Source organism: Streptomyces botrytidirepellens (genome assembly GCF_003721215.1).
In the GTDB taxonomy this organism is placed as follows: domain Bacteria; phylum Actinomycetota; class Actinomycetes; order Streptomycetales; family Streptomycetaceae; genus Streptomyces; species Streptomyces himastatinicus.
Genome location: NZ_RIBZ01000827.1, coordinates 1 through 16,211 on the forward strand (window position 1 = coordinate 1; position 16,211 = coordinate 16,211).

Genomic DNA, 16,211 nt, shown 5'->3' on the forward strand with positions numbered 1-16,211 from the left:
CACGCCCCCGGCCGCCGAACGGAGGCCCGCCGAAGGGCGGTCCGCCGAAGCCGCCGGGTCCGGGGCCGAACGGCCCGAAGGCCGCGCGCCGCTCCTCGAAGTCACCCCGGTCGCGCCGACCGGGTCCGCAGTGTTCATGCCCACGGTGGTGCCTCATCGTGACGCTCCTTTCATCATCGATCCATCACGATGGCTCAACGATATATCGGAACCGATCGGATAGCAATGCCGAAGGAGGTCCACCCTTCGGGGATTGGCCATGGTTCGGCCCCGGCCCGCCACCTACGGTCGGGACCATGCGGATACGAATCGTCGACGCCTTCACCGACCGCCCCTTCGCCGGGAACCCGGCGGGAGTCGTCCTCCTGGACGGCGACGCCTTCCCGGACGACACCTGGCTCCAGGACGTCGCCGCCGAGGTCAACCTGTCCGAGACCGCCTTCGCCCACCCGCTTCCCGAGGGGGCCGAGGCCGACTGGGCGCTGCGCTGGCTCACCCCGGCCACCGAGGTCAGCATGTGCGGCCACGCCACCCTTGCGACCGCTCATGTGCTGCGTACGACGGGCGCCGCGACCGGCACCGTACGGTTCGCCACGCTCAGCGGGGTGCTGTCCGCGGCAGGTGACCCCGACGGCACGATCACCATGGACTTCCCGACCGCCCCGCTGACCGAGGTCACGGTCGCGGACGAGGTGACCGACGCGCTCGGCGCCACGGTCCGCTCCGCCCGGGACGCCGGCCCCCACGTCGGCGATCTGCTGGTGGAACTGGCCGACGAGAAGTCCGTACGGGCCCTCGCCCCCGACCTCGCGGCGCTCGGGCGGCTGGTCAAGCGGGCCGTCATCGCGACGGCGCTCCCCGAGGACCCCACCTCCGGCTACGACTTCGTCTCGCGCGTCTTCGCGCCCGGCGTCGGCATCGACGAGGACCCGGTGACCGGCAGCGCACACACCGCGCTCGCGCCCTTCTGGTCCGCCCGGCTCGGCCGCGACGAGCTGACCGGGCTCCAGGCCTCCGCCCGCACCGGGCTGATCCGCACCACGCTGCGCGGCGACCGTACGCTGCTGACCGGCCGGGCCGTCACGGTCATCGACGGGGAGCTGCTGGTCTGAACGGCCCGCAGGGAGGCGGGTCAGGCGGTGGGCAGCCAGCCCACCTTGCCCGCCAGCAGGGCATAGCCGACGAACGCCACGATGTCGATCAGCGCATGCGCGGCGACCAGCGGCCCGACCCGCCCCCACCTGCGGTAGAGCAGGACGAAGACGACGCCCATCGCCATGTTGCCGAAGAAGCCGCCGATCCCCTGGTACAGGTGGTACGAGCCGCGCAGCACCGAACTGGCCACCAGCGCGGCGATCGGCGTCCAGCCCAACTGCCCGAGCCTGCGCAGCAGATAGCCGACCACGATCACCTCCTCCAGCACCGCGTTCTGCACGGCGGAGACGATGAGCACGGGCAGCTTCCACCACACGTCGGGCAGCGCCTCGGGCACCACCGTCAGATTGCCCCCGGCCGCCCGCGCGCCCAGGTAGAGCAGCAGCCCGGTGCCGCCGATGCCCGCGGCGATCGCGGTGCCCCAGGCCAGGTCGGAGCGCGGCCGGGTGCGGTCGAAGCCGATCGCGCGCAGCCCGGCGCCCTCGCGCAGCAGCAGATGGGCCACGAGCGCGACCGGCACCAGCGCGGTCGCGACCCCGAACAGCTGCCAGGCGAGGTCCAGCCAGGGGCGGCCGGGAGCCTGGGAGCCGTTCATGGTGGCCGCCTGGTCCTTGAGCCCGCCGGGCTTGGTCACCGAGCCGATGAAGCTGATCAGGGCGGACAGGGCGCTCGCGCCGAGCGACAGCGCCAGCACGAGCAGCGTCTCGTTGCGCAGGATCCGTCGCGGCAGGTCGCCCTCGATCGCGGGCAGCTCCGCCCCACGCGCCTCTGACTGCACTCCTGCCTCCACTTCCGCTCTTCACACCTCATCGGCGCGCCCGCCCCGCTAAGGTCTCGAAAACACATCCGAGATCGCGCACGAGCAGGCTGGGCCGGGCGCCATCCGCCGGCGCGCCGCCCTCCTGACAGCGTCATCTTCCAGGAGAGACAGATCGCCATGGGACGCCACAGCCAGCCCGACGAATCCGACGGTCCCGACTACTCCGGCATATTCGATGCCATGGACCGCGCCGATCACACCGATCACGCGGATCACACGGATCGCACTGGGCGTATCGATCACTCCGCACCGGACAATACGGGGTCCAGACCCGGCGCGTCCTCCCGACGCCGGACCGTGGCGATCTCCACAGCGCTGGTGCTCGCCGTCGCGACCGGCGCCGTCGTGGTCTTACGCGGCGGGCTGCTGCCCTCCGCCGAGTCCTGCCGGAGCAACGCGGTGCGGCTCTCGGTGGCCGCGTCCCCGGACATCGCCCCCGCGCTGCGCACCGTGGCGGACCACGCCCGGAGGGCGGGCATCCGGTCCGATGGCCGCTGTCTGGACGTGAAGGTCAGCAGTCGCCCGGCGTACGAGGTCGCGAACGCGCTCGGTGACGCGGGCCGCACCCCGGGGTTCCAGGTGTGGGTGCCGGACTCCGGCGTCTGGGTCGAACGCGCGGCGACCTCCCCGGTCAGCGCCGCGCCCCTGGACACGCTCGGCGGGATCGCCTCCTCCCCGGTCGCGGTCGCCGCCACGTCCGCGGCGGCCGACCGGCTGGGCTGGCCGGAGAAGACCTACGACTGGGCGCAGCTGGCCGCGGCGGGAAGCGGCGGCGGCAGCCCGCGGCTGGGCACCGCCGACCCGGCGCGCAGCGCGGCCGGGCTGCTGGCCCTCTCCCGGATCAACGGGTCCATCGCGAAGGCGGGCGCGGCCGACGGCAAGGCCGCCACCGATGCCCGCGCCGCGGCCAACGCCAAGCTGCTGTCCCAGCGGGCCGCCAGGACCGATGCCGCCCTGCTGGAGACGGTGCCCCGGCGCAACCAGGCGGTGGTCCTGTCCGAGCAGGCCGCCTTCGCCCACAACGCGGACGCCGACGACGCGTCCCGCCTCGAGCTGTTCTATCCGAAGGACGGCACGGCCGAGCTGGACTACCCGTACACGGTGCTCAACGACCGCGAGCTGACGACCGTACGGGCACGGGCCGCCACCCGCTTCCTGACGCTGCTCACCGACGCCCGCGGCCGCCGGGCCCTGAAGAAGGAAGGCTTCCGGACGGCGGACGGCAAGGTCAGCGAGCCCGTGGCGCGGGCCGCGGGCGGCCGCACCCCCCAGCCGTACGCGGTCACGCCCTCCCCCGGGCCGTCCGCCCGGGAGGTGGAGGCGGCCCTGGGCATGTGGACCATCACCGTGCAGAGCGCCCGGCTGAACACGGTCGTCGACGCCTCGGCCTCGATGAGCGACCCGGTGCCGGGCCGTGCCGGGCAGAGCCGGATGGACGTCACCAAGGCGTCGCTGCGGCAGGCCCTCTCACGCTTCAACGCCGGGGACGAGATCGGGCTGTGGGAGTTCTCGACCGAGCTGGACGGCGACCGCGACTACCGCGAACTGGTCGCGACCCGCCGCCTCGGGGCGCGCACCCCGGACGGAACCGGCCAGCGCGAGGAGCTGGCGGCCGCCTTCGACGCGCTGAAGCCGCTCCCCGAGGGCTCGACCGGGCTGTACGACACCACGCTGGCCGCCTACAAAAAGGCCCAGGAGACGTTCGTACGGGGCAAGTTCAACGCGGTGGTGATGCTCACCGACGGTGCCAACCAGGATCCGGGCAGCATCTCGCGCGGCGCGCTGGTGAAGGAGCTGAAGCGGCTGGTCGACCCGGACCGCCCGGTGCCGCTCATCGCCATCGCGGTCGGCCCGGACGCCGACCGGGCCGCGTGCCGCGAGATCGCGCAGGCGACCGGCGGCTCCGCACAGCAGGTGAACGACCCCGCGCAGATCAACACGGCGATGCTCAAGGCCATCGTCGCCGCCGGAGAAGCGGGCGCGGGGTGATGTCCGGCGTCAGGCCGACAGGTCGGCGGGCCAGGTGTGGACGGGTGCGTCGGTGCGCATCAGGGCGCAGTAGCGGCGGGTCATGGCGGCGAGCGCGGCGTCCCGCCCCAGCCCGCTGTCCCGCGCCCGGTGGTACGTCGCGGCCTGCCAGGACGCGCCGTTGACCCGCAGGGCGCAGCGCCGCTCGATCACGCCGAGATAGCGGTCGCGGTCGGCGGGCTCGACGCCCCACGCGTCCAGTCCGGCGGCGGCCAGCGGCAGCAGTTCCTCGAGGACCAGCCGTACGGCGGGGGTGCGCGCCAGGGACGCGGAACGGCCGGGCTTCGGCCATTGCAGGACCGTGTCGATGCCGTGCCGGCACGCGGCGTCGAAGTTGGCCGCGGCGGCGCTGAACGGCAGCCGGGTCCACACCGGGCGGGGCTCCTCGGCGAGCGCCCTGATCAGCCCGTAGTAGAAGGCGGCGTTGGCGATGACGTCGGTGACCGTGGGGCCCGCGGGCAGCACCCGGTTCTCCACGCGCAGATGCGGCACGCCGTCCGCCACTTGGTAGACGGGCCGGTTCCAGCGGTAGATCGTGCCGTTGTGCAGCACCAGCTCCTGGAGGTCGGGCACGCCGCCCTCGTCCAGGATCCGCAGCGGCTCCTCGTCGGCGCCGGTGGACAGCAGCGGGGGGAAGTAGCGCAGGTTCTCCTCGAAGAGCTGGTACGCGTCGGTGATCCAGCGCTCGCCGAACCAGGTGCGCGGCCGCACCCCCTGCGTCGCGTATTCCGGTGCGCGCACATCGGTGGCCTGGAGGAACAGCGGCGGGCGGGATTCCCGCCACACCTCACGGCCGAAAACGAACGGAGAGTTGGCGCCGATGGCGATCTGCACGGCGGCCACGGCCTGCGCCGCGTTCCACACGGCGGCGAAGCGTCGGGGGGTGACCTGGAGGTGCAGCTGGACGGAGGTGCAGGCGGCCTCGGGGGCGATGCTGGCGCTGGCGTAGCTGATGCGCTCGCGGCCCTCGATATCGATGAGGAAATCCTCGCCGCGGGCGGCCAGCATCTGTTCGTTGAGAAGTTTGTAGCGGTCGTCGTAGGACAGGTTGGCCGATCCGAGATCCCGGGTGGCCAGCGTCGGCAGAATTCCGATCATCACGATCTCGGAGGACACCTCGCGCGCCTTGCGGTCGGCATATGACAGTCCCGTTCGCAACTCTTCCGAGAGCTGATCGAGAACCCTGCCGTGCAAACGGTGGGGCACGATGTTCACTTCAAGATTGCACTGTCCGAGTTCGGTCTGAAAATCGTGACTCGCGATGCGCTCCAGAACCTCTGTGTTCATCATCCTCGGCAGCCCATCGGCGCCTGCGAGATTCAGCTCGATCTCCAGCCCCATGAGATTCTTCGGGCGGTCGAATCGCTTGTCGGCCAGGAGCCGGGACAGCGCGTCGAGACACTGCCGCAACCGTCCGCGCTGCCGCTGCCGACCCGACGGATCGAACTCACCGGCTACGACCTTCTCCCCCATCGGAGCACCTCCTCGAGTGGATCATCGGCGCCCGCACCGCGCACACCACGCTCGATGATGCCCGCCAATGTGATCGATAACGCCCCGCAGGGCCCGCCCAACCGGTAGGCTCTCAAGAGCGGCGCATTGCTCCAGGAAATGGATCGGTGGGATCCAGCCTACCGCGGCGGGCGTAAACCGCCAGGTCATATCCGTGCATCCGGCACCGAATCGGGGGAAATCCCCGCGTCCGCACGGACCTGAAATCACCTTGTGCGCAATATCGGGGACAGGTAGCCGAAACACTGCCGGAACATGAGTCGTATAAACTCGCTTTACGAGGCAGAGAGATAACGCCCGGACAGTTCGTCCCGGCCCCCTCTGACCCGCGTACCGAGCTACGTACACCGACAGCGCGCGTCCATACCCTGGCCCGCTATCGCTCCACCGTGTCTCCGACGTGAGAGGCGACCCACCATGCCGCTGCTCGTGCCCCCGGCCCCCGCGCCCGCCCTGCGCAGCGTCCTCACGGCCCTTGGTTCCCCCACCGCTGTCCGTGAGGTCCGTACCCCGGCACTCAGCTCCCTTCCCGGCCCCTTCGAACCCGAACTTCCGCTGCCCGTCCACGTCCTGGACGACATCACCACACCCGCCGGCCCGCCGCAGGTCAGACTCACCGGCTGGCGCTTCATGCTCCGCGACGGCGACCGCACGGTGGCCGCCGCGGAGGCCAGGCTCACCGCCGACGGCTGGGCCTTCTCGCACTTCTCCGAGGGGCCGTACGTGGCCTCGGCCGAACTCGCCCTGCGCCAGGCCGAGTCGCTGCCGTCGGCGTACCAGCCGAGGCTGCTGTCCATTCCCGAGCTGTACATGGTCGCGCTGTGGCTGCACGGCGACCCCGCCGCGGACGCCGCCGAGGGCGGCTTCGGCGCCGGGGACCTGCTGGTGCCGCTCGCCCCGGCACCGCCCGGCATCGCGGCCCACCGCCCGCATCCCGCGGCCGATCTGCTGCCGGTCCTCACCCATCGGCTGACGTCCGCCCCGCTGCTGGGCACCCCGGCCTGACCTGCCCCTTCCGCGACGCACGGTGCGCCCCGTGGTCCGCCGGGCCGCGGGGCGCCGCGCTGCGACCGGGTAACAGTCCCGCCACGGTGAACCGTCCGGTCGGGTGATGCGTCATTATCTAGCAAGACCGGTGCCGCGAAATCCCTGCGGAATCCGTGCCGCAGGGCAACACTGGGAGCATCCGACCGACACACAACGGGGGGCGGCCAACATGAACGCCGCAGCGAGCAGCAGGACATACACCTCACCGCAGCGAAAGAACCTCGCCATGTGCCAGCATCAACCACCGTGCCCGTCAGCCGACTCCGCCGACCGGGAGGCCGCCCATCTCGTGGCGCACCACCCGGAGCAGGGCTGGAGCCTGCTGTGCAACGGTGTCCTGCTCTTCGAGGACACCGGCGAGCTGCTGCCGGACGGGCGCATCATCGCCCCGTGTCGACCGCTCGCCACCGAGCACGTCGTGACCGCCGCCTAGGCTGACCACCTGGACGGCATGGCATAACCAGGGGCCGGCCCGGCGAGCACCCGCCGAACCGGCCCCATCGTTGTGTTCAGCTTTCGTACGACTCCATCGGCGGGCACGAGCAGACGAGGTTGCGGTCCCCGAACGCCCCGTCGACCCGCCGCACCGGCGGCCAGTACTTGTCGGCCGAGGCCCCGGCCGGGAAGACCGCCTCTTCCCTGGTGTACGGGTGGTCCCACGACCCGCTCAGCGTGGCGGCCGTGTGCGGCGCGTTCCGCAGCGGGTTGTCGTCCTTGGCCCACTCCCCCGAGCCGACCTTGTCGATCTCGGCGCGGATCGCGATCATCGCCTCGCAGAACCGGTCCAGCTCCGCCAGGTCCTCGCTCTCCGTCGGCTCGATCATCAGCGTCCCGGCGACCGGGAACGACATCGTCGGCGCGTGGAAGCCGTAGTCGATCAGGCGCTTGGCCACATCGTCGACCGTGACCCCGGTCGCCTTGGTGAGCGGCCGCAGATCCACCACGCACTCGTGCGCCACCAGCCCGCCGGGCCCGGTGTAGAGCACCTGGTAGTGCGGCTCCAGCCGCTTGGCAATGTAGTTGGCGCCGAGCACCGCGGCCTGGGTCGCGCGGCGCAGCCCCTCGGCGCCCATCAGCCGGATGTACGCCCAGGAGATCGGCAGGATGCCCGCCGAGCCCCACGGCGCGGCCGAGACCGGGCCGACGCCGGTGGCGGGGCCCGCGGCGGGCTGGAGCGGGTGGTTGGGCAGGTACGGCGCGAGGTGCTCGCGCACCGCGACCGGGCCGACGCCCGGGCCGCCGCCGCCGTGCGGGATGCAGAACGTCTTGTGCAGGTTCAGGTGGGAGACGTCGCCGCCGAACCGGCCGGGCTCGGCCAGCCCGACGAGCGCGTTGAGGTTGGCGCCGTCCACGTACACCTGGCCGCCCGCGTCGTGCACGGCCGCGCAGATCTCGGTGATGTGCTCCTCGAACACGCCGTGGGTGGACGGGTAGGTGACCATGAGGACGGCCAGCTGCTCGCCGTGCTGTTCGATCTTGGCGCGCAGGTCGGCGGCGTCCACCTCGCCGTCCTCGCCGGTCTTGACGACGACGACCTTCATGCCCGCCATGACGGCGCTGGCCGCGTTGGTGCCGTGCGCGGAGGACGGGATCAGGCACACCGTGCGCTGCGGCTCGCCGTTGGCCCGGTGGTACGCCCGCACGGCCAGCAGCCCGGACAGCTCGCCCTGCGATCCGGCGTTCGGCTGGAGGGAGACCTTGTCGTAGCCGGTGACGTCGGCCAGCCGCTCCTCCAGCTCGCGGATCAGCGTCAGATAGCCGTGGGCCTGCTCGACCGGCGCGAAGGGGTGCAGCGCGCCGAACTCCGGCCAGGTGACCGGCTCCATCTCGGTGGTCGCGTTGAGCTTCATGGTGCAGGAGCCGAGCGGGATCATGCCCCGGTCCAGGGCGTAGTCCCGGTCGGCCAGCCGCCGCAGGTAGCGCAGCATCGCGGTCTCGGAGCGGTACTGGTGGAAGACCGGGTGGGTCAGGTACGTGTCCGAGCGGAGCAGCTCCGTGGGGAGCGCGTCGGCCGTCGCGGCGTCCAGCTCGTCGATGCCGCTCCCATCGCCGCCGTCGACGCCGAAGGCGGACCATACGGCGGCCAGCTGGGCGCGCCCGGTGGTCTCGTCGCACGCGATGCCCACGTGGTCGGCGTCGGTCAGCCGGAGGTTGACCCCGGCCTCCCGGGCGGCGGCCACGACATCGGCGGCCTTGCCGGGGACGCGCGCGGTGAGGGTATCGAAGAACGCGTCGTGCACCAGCTCGACGCCGCCCGCCCGCAGCCCCTCGGCGAGGACGGTGGCGTAGCGGTGGGTGCGGCGGGCGATGGCCGCGAGCCCGTCCGGGCCGTGGTAGACCGCGTACATTCCGGCCATGACCGCGAGCAGGACCTGCGCGGTGCAGATGTTGCTGGTGGCCTTCTCGCGGCGGATGTGCTGCTCCCGGGTCTGGAGCGCCAGCCGGTACGCCTTGTCCCCGTCCGCGTCCACCGAGACCCCGACGAGGCGGCCGGGCAGGCTGCGGGCGTGGGCGGCGCGCACGGACATGAACCCGGCGTGCGGGCCGCCGAAGCCCATGGGCACGCCGAACCGCTGGGTGCTGCCGACCGCGATGTCCGCGCCCAGCTCACCGGGCGAGGTCAGCAGGGTGAGCGCGAGCAGATCGGCCGCGACGGTGACGATCGCGCCCAGCTCATGGGCCCGCTCGATGACCGGGCGCGGGTCGCGGACCGCGCCGGAGGCGCCCGGGTACTGGAGCAGCACGCCGAAGACACCGCGCTCGGCGATCTCGTCCGGGATGCCGTCGGTCAGGTCGGCGACCACGACCTCGACGCCGGTCGGCTCGGCGCGGGTCTCGATGACCGCGATGGTCTGCGGCAGACAGTCGGCGTCGACCAGGAAGACGCCCTCCTTGACCTTGCCGACGCGGCGCGACAGCGCCATGGCCTCGGCGGCGGCCGTGGCCTCGTCCAGCAGCGAGGACCCGGCGGTGTCCAGGCCTGTCAGATCGGCGACGACGGTCTGGAAGTTGAGCAGGGCCTCGAGACGCCCCTGGGAGATCTCCGGCTGGTACGGGGTGTAGGCGGTGTACCAGGCGGGGTTCTCGAGGACGTTGCGCAGGATCACCGGCGGGGTGAAGGTGCCGTAGTAGCCGAGGCCGATCATGGACGGCAGCACCTGGTTGCGGTCGGCGAGCGCGCGCAGCTCGGCGAGGACCTCGGCCTCGCTGCGGGCCGGCGGCAGCTGAAGCGCCTCGGCGCTCTTTATGACCTCGGGTACGGCGGCGGCGGTCAGCTCGTCGAGGGAGCCGAAGCCGACCTGGGCCAGCATCTTGGCCTGCGCTCCGGCGTCGGGGCCGATGTGACGCTGCTCGAATGGAGTACCGCGCTCCAGTTCGGCGAGCGAGATGCGGTGGGTGGTCATCAGCGGGGGCCTCCTGGTCTGTGACGACCGGCGAGGGGCACCGCGGCGCGGGTGCCCTTACGGCCTCCCCCTCTGTCATCTCAACCTGAGAGCTTCACCGGCCCGTTCGTGCCTGACCGGCTTTCACCGTCGGTGAGGAGGGGTTCCGGAGCGTGTGCTCCCCGTGGCCCACCCTGCTTTCCAGAGTGACCTCACCCGCACGGTACGTGTGCCTGAGAGATTCCGGGGAGGATTTGCTCCTTCGGCGCCTCCGACTCCATTGTCGGAGGACTCTCCCGCACGGGGTCTACAGCCACAGCCAGCGTACCAGCGCGTCTTACGGCCGGGAGGGGTTGGCCGCCAGGTGCTCGAGTGGCCGCGTACGGGGATGTGGCTTTTGGTAGGTATCACCGGATCATCGCCACCTGTGGGAGAGAGCGTGCAGACGGACATCGACCCGCGGACCCTGATCGGCCGCAAGGCATTCGACCGCGAGGGCGCCAAGATCGGCACTGTGGACGAGGTCTACCTCGACGACGCGACCGGCGAGCCCGAGTGGGCGGCGGTACGCACCGGCCTGTTCAGCCGGGACGTCTTCGTACCGCTCGAACCCAGCGAGGTCGTCGGCGACACGCTGCGGGTGCCGTACGACCGGGCGCTGATCAAGGACGCCCCGGACCTCGGGGTCGGCCGCCACCTCTCCCCGGAGCAGGAGCTCCAGCTCTACCACCACTACGGGCTCGACGTCACCGGCTGAGCGTCCCGGCCGGATGCTCGGCGGGCTCGGCAGACTCGGAGGGCTCCGGGGGCCGGACCAGCGGCAGGGGCTCGCCCGGCTCCAGCTCCGGGTCGTCCACGGCGAACGTCCGCACCCGGCCGGGCCCCGACCAGGGCACCTCGAACCGCACGGTCACCCGCCCCACCCCGCTGCCCTGCACCCAGCCCGCCCCGTACTCCGCGTGCCGCACATCGGTCCCCGGCAGCCACACCCGTGGCCTCCCGGAGCCCTCAGCGGCCTCTGGGGCGCCCGGGCCCTCCGGCTCGGGCATCTCGGCGCCGGAACCCCTCTCCGGGTCCTCCACGGCGTCGTGAGCGGCTTGGGCGGCCTGAGCAGCCTGAGCGGCCTGAGCTGCTTGGGCGGCCTGGGCGGCTTGGGCGGCTTGGGCGGCTTGGGCGGCTTGGGCGAACAGATCCTCCTGCGTGTAGTCCGCGAGCCCCGACACGCCCACCCCCAGCAGCCGCACGCCCGCCGTGGTGTCCACCCCGTCGATCAGCCGCGCCGCGGCCTCCCTGACCACGCCGGGGTCGTCGGTCGGCCCGCGCAGGGTCTCCGAACGGGTCAGCGTCGAGAAGTCGTACCGCCGCACCTTGATCACGACCGTGCGCCCCGAGCGGCCCGCCTCACGCAGCCGCCGCACACAGCGGTCGGCCAGCCGCGCGACCTCCAGCTGCACCCGGGTCCGGTCGGTCACGTCGACGTCGAAGGTGTCCTCCACCGAGATGGACTTGGCGTCCCGCTCGGCGACCACCGGCCGCTCGTCCCGCCCGCTGGCCATCAGGTGCAGCGACGCCCCGTGCGCCCGGCCCAGCAGCCGGACCAGCTCCGCCTCGCCCGCCTCCCGGGTCTCGGCGACGGTGTGGATCCCGGCCCGGCGCAGCGCCTCCGCGGTGGCCGGGCCGACGCCCGGGAGGGTGCGCACCGGCATCGGGTCCAGCAGCTCCCGCTCCGTACCGGGCTCGATGACCGTCAGGCCGTCCGGCTTGGCCTGCTCGGAGGCGATCTTGGCGAGCATCTTGGAACCGGCCAGACCCACCGAGCCGGTCAGCCCGGTCACCGCGCGGATGTCGGCCCGCAGCCGCTCCGCCACGGCCCGCGCCACCGCCGCCCGCGGCTCGGTGCCGCCCGCCTCCAGGTCCACGAACGCCTCGTCCAGGCTCAGCGGCTCCACCAGCGGCGACAGCGCCCGCAGCAGCCCCATGACCTGGTCGCTGACCTGGCGGTAGAGGGAGAAGCGGGGGGTGAGGTAGGCCGCGTTCGGACAGAGCCTGCGGGCCTGCGCCATCGCCATGGCCGAGTGCACCCCGAACACCCGGGCCTCGTACGACGCCGTGGCCACCACCCCGCGCGGCCCGAGGCCCCCCACGATCACCGGCTTCCCGCGCAGGCTGGGCTTGGCCGCCTGCTCCGCCGAAGCGTAGAAGGCGTCCATGTCCAAGTGGAGAATCGTCGGCGCACCCCTCACACGTTCGATGCTGCCGCACACCACTGACAATCGGCGCCCGGCCGCGGGGTGGGAGCGCTCTCAGCCGGCCCGGTTACGGCGCCGGGCGAGCTCGTCGGCGGGGTTGTGGCCGACCAGGGTCTCGCCGGTGTCCACCCGCTCCCCGTGCAGCTGGGACAGCGCGCTCTCCACGTCCCGCCACACCACGCCCACGGCGATCCCGAAGACGCCCTGGCCGCCCTGGAGGAGGTCCACGACCTCGTCGGGCGAGGTGCACTCGTACACCGTCGCGCCGTCGCTCATCAGCGTCATCTGGGCCAAGTCGTCCAGGCCCCGGGTGCGCAGGTGCTGGACGGCGGCCCGGATGTTCTGGAGGGACACGCCGGTGTCCAGCAGCCGCTTGACGATCTTGAGGACGACCACGTCCCGGAAGCTGTACAGCCGCTGGCTGCCCGACCCGTAGGCGGGCCGCACGCTCGGCTCCACCAGGCCCGTGCGCGCCCAGTAGTCCAGCTGGCGGTAGGTGATGCCCGCGGCGGCGCACGCGGTGGGGCCGCGGTAGCCGACCGTCTCCGTACCCCCCGCGGCGGGCTCCCGTGGTGCCGTGGGCTGTGCCGCGACCCGAGCCTTCAGTGCCGGATCGGCCGGTGCGCCCCCCTGGAGCGTATACGGACCGCCGGCTGCCGTGCCGTCGCCGGTGCTTCTCACGCCGACCTCCGTCCTCGACCTGCCTCCTCGAAGGTAGGCAGTCACCCGGGGTGCGTCAACGATCGCCACACTCGGCACGCCGAGTGATAATCACCCTGAGAGTGGTTTCCCGTGTCCCTCGTCCGGGAAAGGCTACTCGAATGCGCTAGCGAGGTCCGGCAGACCGCTTCACTGACTGCTGCTTCCGAAGTCCTCGGGCGAGATCTGGTCGAGGAACTCGCGGAACTTCTCCACCTCGTCCTCCTGCTCGTCCGGGATGGCGATACCGGCGTCGTCGAGCACGCCGTCGCTGCCGTAGATCGGCGTCCCGGTGCGCAGCGCGAGCGCTATGGCGTCGGACGGCCGCGCGCTGACCTCCACACCGCTGGCGAAGACCAGCTCGGCGTAGAAGACCCCCTCCCGCAGATCCGTGATCCGGACCTCCGTGAGCGTCTGGCCGACCGCTTCGAGTACGTCTTTGAATAGGTCGTGGGTCAGCGGGCGTGCCGGAGCCATGCCCTGCTGTGCGAAGGCGATCGCGGTCGCCTCCCCTGGTCCGATCCAGATGGGGAGGTAGCGGTCGCCTCCCACTTCACGCAGGAGCACGATCGGTTGGTTGGAGGGCATTTCCACCCGGACACCCACGACGTCGAGCTCGTTCACACAGCAACCCTAGGACGTGCCCGGCCGGTTTGGATAGTCGGGGCCGGATCGGTCAGTGCGCGGCGGCCCGCAGAGCCGACTGCACCAGGGCCGCGTGCAGCCGGACGGAGAGCGTCGCCAGCTCGCGCGCACTGGCCTCCGCATGCGCTCTGGTCTGCGGGTTTCGATGCAGCCGCAGCGGTGCGACCACCTGCTCGACCAGTCCGGCCTCGCGCTCCGCGGCCGCTTTCATGATCCGCAAATGACGTGGCTCCAGACCGAAGCGGCCCAGCTCGGCGAGCAGCCGGGCGACCGTCACGGCCTCGACGTCGTAACCGCCGCCGTCGTCGTGCGCGATCAGCCCGTACGACTCCCAATCGGCCAGCTCCGCCTCGCTGACCTGCGCGGATGCCAGCAGCTCGGCCCGGCCCACCCGGGCCACGGTCGGGCTCTCGGGAGACACGGCCCCCTGGTCGGCCCCCGGCTCCAGCAGCTCGTGCGGCCGCGCCCCCGGCGAAACGGCAGGAAGCTGCGGCCGCTCACCCCGCTCCAGGGCCTCCAGGTGCTCCCGGATGACCTTGAGTGGCAGGTAGTGGTCACGCTGCATGCGGAGGATGAGAGCGAGCCGCTCCACATCCTCCTGGCTGAACTTGCGGTAGCCCGACGGCGTGCGCCGCGGCTCCACCAGTCCTTCGGACTCCAAGAAGCGGATCTTGGAGATGGTGACTTCGGGGAACTCGTCGCGCAGCAGATTCAGCACGGTGCCGATGCTCATGGACCGGCCGCCCGGGCCGCCCGCGGGGGCGGTGCCGGTACCGGCACCGCCCGACGGTGTCTGAAGCATGGACGGACCTCCCCTGACGGGTCAGATGCCGACGCCCCGCTGGCTCGGGTAGAAGACCAGCCGGTACTTACCGATCTGCACCTCGTCGCCGCTGGTCAGCACCACCGGCGCGTCGATCTGCTCCCGGTTGACGTACGTCCCGTTGAGGCTGCCGACGTCGGAGACCGTGAAGCTGCCGTCCTGGCCGCGCCGGAACTCCACATGGCGGCGGGAGACCGTCACGTCATCCAGGAAGATGTCGCTCTGGGGGTGGCGGCCGGCCGTGGTCAGATCGCTGTCCAGCAGGAAGCGACTGCCCGAGTTCGGCCCGCGGCGGACCACCAGCAGCGCGGAACCCAGCGGCAGCGCCTCCACGGCGGCCTGGGCCTCCGGGCTGAGCGACGGCAGCGGCGTCTGCCCGGTCACCTCGGAGTCGTACGCCTCGATGCCGGAGATGGAGATCGTCGACGTGGTCTCCGAGGCACGCTCCGAGGGCGCCTGGCCCCGCAGGGGCGCGCCGCAGTTGGAGCAGAACCGGCTGTCCTCCGCGTTCCGATGCCCGCACCTCGTACAAACAGGCAATCCGGGACCTCCACCACTACGCGAGGCCGATGAGTCCTCGAAACCTATGCGCCCGGCCGCCGAGGGGTCAACAGAAGACGCGCCCTGGCCGCCCGAAATGTCACCGCTCTGGCCGCCGACCTGATCCCGGAACAGCGGGCGCTCCTCGCTCCCCCCTCCGCTCTCGTCCGCACCACGCCCCGCGCGGTGGCGAGCGGTGCTGCTGCCGCCGTCCTGGCGTGCACTCTTCCCGAACAACTTCCCGAACAACTTCACGGGCGATTCCCCTTGACTGAAACAGACCCGCCCGTGGGGCAGGACAAACCCTCGATGCACACACCAGCAGACGGTCCGGACATCCTCACAACGTCCGCGACCACCAGACAGTTTCCATCACGCGCGACTCTTCTGGTGCGTCGACCCCCCGCATCCACATGGTCTCGCCGAGAGACCCTCATATCGAACCGCCTCACCGTGATGACGACCGAGCGTAGTCAGGGCGCTTCCCCGACCGCAAGGCGTCCACAACGATCTTCTTCTCCCGCCGGACGGACACGGTGGCCTGCTCCTTCTCCAGACTCTGCACCACTCCGCCCGGAATGTTCAGCGCGGGCTCCAGGTCCTCCGGCTTGCCGATCACCTTCACGACGTACGGCTGCGTCACTTTCCGTCCATCGATCTCCACCGAGCCGCCGGCATCGGAGAAGTACGAGTTGGCGACCACCCGGACCTTGCCGATCTGGATGGCCTCGGCACCCGCCGCCCGCAGCTCCTGCACCGTGTCGAGCAGCATGTCGGCCTCCACGGAGCCCCGGGAGTCGTCGATGGTGATCTCGATCCCCGGTCCCTGCGCGGCGACCGTGCCCGCGAGCACGCCCAGCTGCTGCTCCTTCTGGAGCGTCTGCTTACGGGCCTCCTCCGCCTGGTCCGAGCTGTTCTCCAGCTCGGTGCGCTGATTCTCCAGACGGCGCTTCTCGTCCTGAAGCCGCTGGGTCCGCGAGTCCAGCTCGTCCAGGATCCGCACCAGGTCCTCCTGGCGGGCCCCGCGCAGCACGCTGTTCTCGTTGGTCGAGCGCACCTGGATGGCCAGGCCCAGCCCCAGCCCGAACAGCAGCAGGGCGACGATCAGCTGCGCCCGGGTCACCCGGGGCGGCCACACGCCCTTCAGCAGCCGCTGCCGACCGGTCAGCGCCTCCTCCTTCGCGCCCTCGGGCTTCCCCCCGGGCGCGGCCTCGGCACGCTGCCCCGGCCCGTTCCACGGCCCGCCGCCGTTGCCCGCGCCATCGGCCGGGCGCCGCCCGTTCGGCACCGACGCCGAGGGCAGCCCCGCG

Annotated in this window: 14 protein-coding genes and 1 riboswitch; of the genes, 5 read left to right on the top strand and 9 right to left on the bottom strand. The window is 71.8% G+C overall.

The window, feature by feature from the left end; translation table 11 throughout:
* The first annotated feature begins 296 nt into the window (after window positions 1-296).
* Window positions 297-1,112: a PhzF family phenazine biosynthesis protein gene (locus EEJ42_RS42735; RefSeq protein WP_123107526.1), complete on the top strand. Its 816-nt coding sequence runs from the start codon at window positions 297-299 to the stop codon at window positions 1,110-1,112.
* A gap of 20 nt (window positions 1,113-1,132) precedes the next feature.
* Here the strand turns inward: EEJ42_RS42735 and EEJ42_RS42740 are convergent, their stop codons facing one another.
* Window positions 1,133-1,933 carry a CPBP family intramembrane glutamic endopeptidase gene (locus tag EEJ42_RS42740; protein ID WP_123107527.1) on the bottom strand — a complete coding sequence of 267 codons (801 nt, stop codon included), beginning with the start codon at window positions 1,931-1,933 and terminating at the stop codon, window positions 1,133-1,135.
* A gap of 222 nt (window positions 1,934-2,155) precedes the next feature.
* Between EEJ42_RS42740 and EEJ42_RS42745 the strand changes: the two genes are divergently transcribed.
* On the top strand, window positions 2,156-3,964 hold the full coding sequence (locus EEJ42_RS42745; protein ID WP_425473056.1) for a substrate-binding domain-containing protein: 1,809 nt from the start codon (window positions 2,156-2,158) through the stop codon (window positions 3,962-3,964).
* 9 nt (window positions 3,965-3,973) lie between these two features.
* Here EEJ42_RS42745 and EEJ42_RS42750 read toward each other — a convergent pair whose 3' ends face one another.
* Window positions 3,974-5,476: a glutamate-cysteine ligase family protein gene (locus tag EEJ42_RS42750; RefSeq protein ID WP_123107529.1), complete on the bottom strand. Its 1,503-nt coding sequence runs from the start codon at window positions 5,474-5,476 to the stop codon at window positions 3,974-3,976.
* A 456-nt stretch (window positions 5,477-5,932) separates the two neighbouring features.
* Between EEJ42_RS42750 and EEJ42_RS42755 the strand changes: the two genes are divergently transcribed.
* A complete protein-coding gene (locus EEJ42_RS42755; protein WP_123107530.1) occupies window positions 5,933-6,520 on the top strand; it encodes a hypothetical protein in 588 nt (195 codons plus the stop codon).
* Between the two features lie 268 nt (window positions 6,521-6,788).
* A complete protein-coding gene (locus tag EEJ42_RS42760; RefSeq protein ID WP_009713198.1) occupies window positions 6,789-6,995 on the top strand; it encodes a DUF5999 family protein in 207 nt (68 codons plus the stop codon).
* Between the two features lie 76 nt (window positions 6,996-7,071).
* Here EEJ42_RS42760 and gcvP read toward each other — a convergent pair whose 3' ends face one another.
* Window positions 7,072-9,966 (bottom strand): aminomethyl-transferring glycine dehydrogenase, encoded by a 2,895-nt coding sequence (gene gcvP, locus EEJ42_RS42765; RefSeq protein ID WP_123107531.1) that lies wholly within the window; start codon window positions 9,964-9,966, stop codon window positions 7,072-7,074.
* 190 nt (window positions 9,967-10,156) lie between these two features.
* Window positions 10,157-10,254, bottom strand: a riboswitch (glycine riboswitch).
* A 130-nt stretch (window positions 10,255-10,384) separates the two neighbouring features.
* On the opposite strand from gcvP, the gene EEJ42_RS42770 reads away from it, so the two are divergent.
* Entirely contained in the window at window positions 10,385-10,702 is a 318-nt protein-coding gene (locus EEJ42_RS42770) for a PRC-barrel domain-containing protein (RefSeq protein WP_063737176.1), read from the top strand.
* Here EEJ42_RS42770 and EEJ42_RS42775 read toward each other — a convergent pair.
* From EEJ42_RS42775 to EEJ42_RS42800, 6 genes are all read right to left on the bottom strand, one after another.
* A complete protein-coding gene (locus EEJ42_RS42775) occupies window positions 10,692-12,188 on the bottom strand; it encodes a DNA polymerase IV (RefSeq protein WP_123107536.1) in 1,497 nt (498 codons plus the stop codon). The two genes, EEJ42_RS42770 and EEJ42_RS42775, sit on opposite strands and share 11 nt — an antisense overlap.
* Window positions 12,189-12,248: 60 nt before the next feature.
* Entirely contained in the window at window positions 12,249-12,875 is a 627-nt protein-coding gene (locus EEJ42_RS42780; RefSeq protein WP_123107532.1) for a MerR family transcriptional regulator, read from the bottom strand.
* 168 nt (window positions 12,876-13,043) lie between these two features.
* A complete protein-coding gene (locus tag EEJ42_RS42785) occupies window positions 13,044-13,517 on the bottom strand; it encodes a bifunctional nuclease family protein (protein WP_009713203.1) in 474 nt (157 codons plus the stop codon).
* Window positions 13,518-13,569: 52 nt separating this feature from the next.
* On the bottom strand, window positions 13,570-14,340 hold the full coding sequence (ftsR, locus tag EEJ42_RS42790) for a transcriptional regulator FtsR (protein ID WP_123107533.1): 771 nt from the start codon (window positions 14,338-14,340) through the stop codon (window positions 13,570-13,572).
* 21 nt (window positions 14,341-14,361) lie between these two features.
* Window positions 14,362-15,216 (bottom strand): FHA domain-containing protein, encoded by an 855-nt coding sequence (locus EEJ42_RS42795; RefSeq protein WP_246097728.1) that lies wholly within the window; start codon window positions 15,214-15,216, stop codon window positions 14,362-14,364.
* A 133-nt stretch (window positions 15,217-15,349) separates the two neighbouring features.
* Entirely contained in the window at window positions 15,350-16,204 is an 855-nt protein-coding gene (locus EEJ42_RS42800) for a DUF881 domain-containing protein (RefSeq protein WP_123107535.1), read from the bottom strand.
* Window positions 16,205-16,211: the final 7 nt, after the last annotated feature.

Bases quoted from the DNA above. Each gene is read 5' to 3' on its own strand.
- EEJ42_RS42735 (WP_123107526.1), top strand. From the start codon at position 297: ATGCGGATACGAATCGTCGACGCCTTCACCGACCGCCCCTTCGCCGGG.
- EEJ42_RS42745 (WP_425473056.1), top strand. From the start codon at position 2,156: ATGGACCGCGCCGATCACACCGATCACGCGGATCACACGGATCGCACT.
- EEJ42_RS42750 (WP_123107529.1), bottom strand. From the start codon at position 5,476: ATGGGGGAGAAGGTCGTAGCCGGTGAGTTCGATCCGTCGGGTCGGCAG.
- EEJ42_RS42755 (WP_123107530.1), top strand. From the start codon at position 5,933: ATGCCGCTGCTCGTGCCCCCGGCCCCCGCGCCCGCCCTGCGCAGCGTC.
- EEJ42_RS42760 (WP_009713198.1), top strand. From the start codon at position 6,789: ATGTGCCAGCATCAACCACCGTGCCCGTCAGCCGACTCCGCCGACCGG.
- gcvP (WP_123107531.1), bottom strand. From the start codon at position 9,966: ATGACCACCCACCGCATCTCGCTCGCCGAACTGGAGCGCGGTACTCCA.
- ftsR (WP_123107533.1), bottom strand. From the start codon at position 14,340: ATGCTTCAGACACCGTCGGGCGGTGCCGGTACCGGCACCGCCCCCGCG.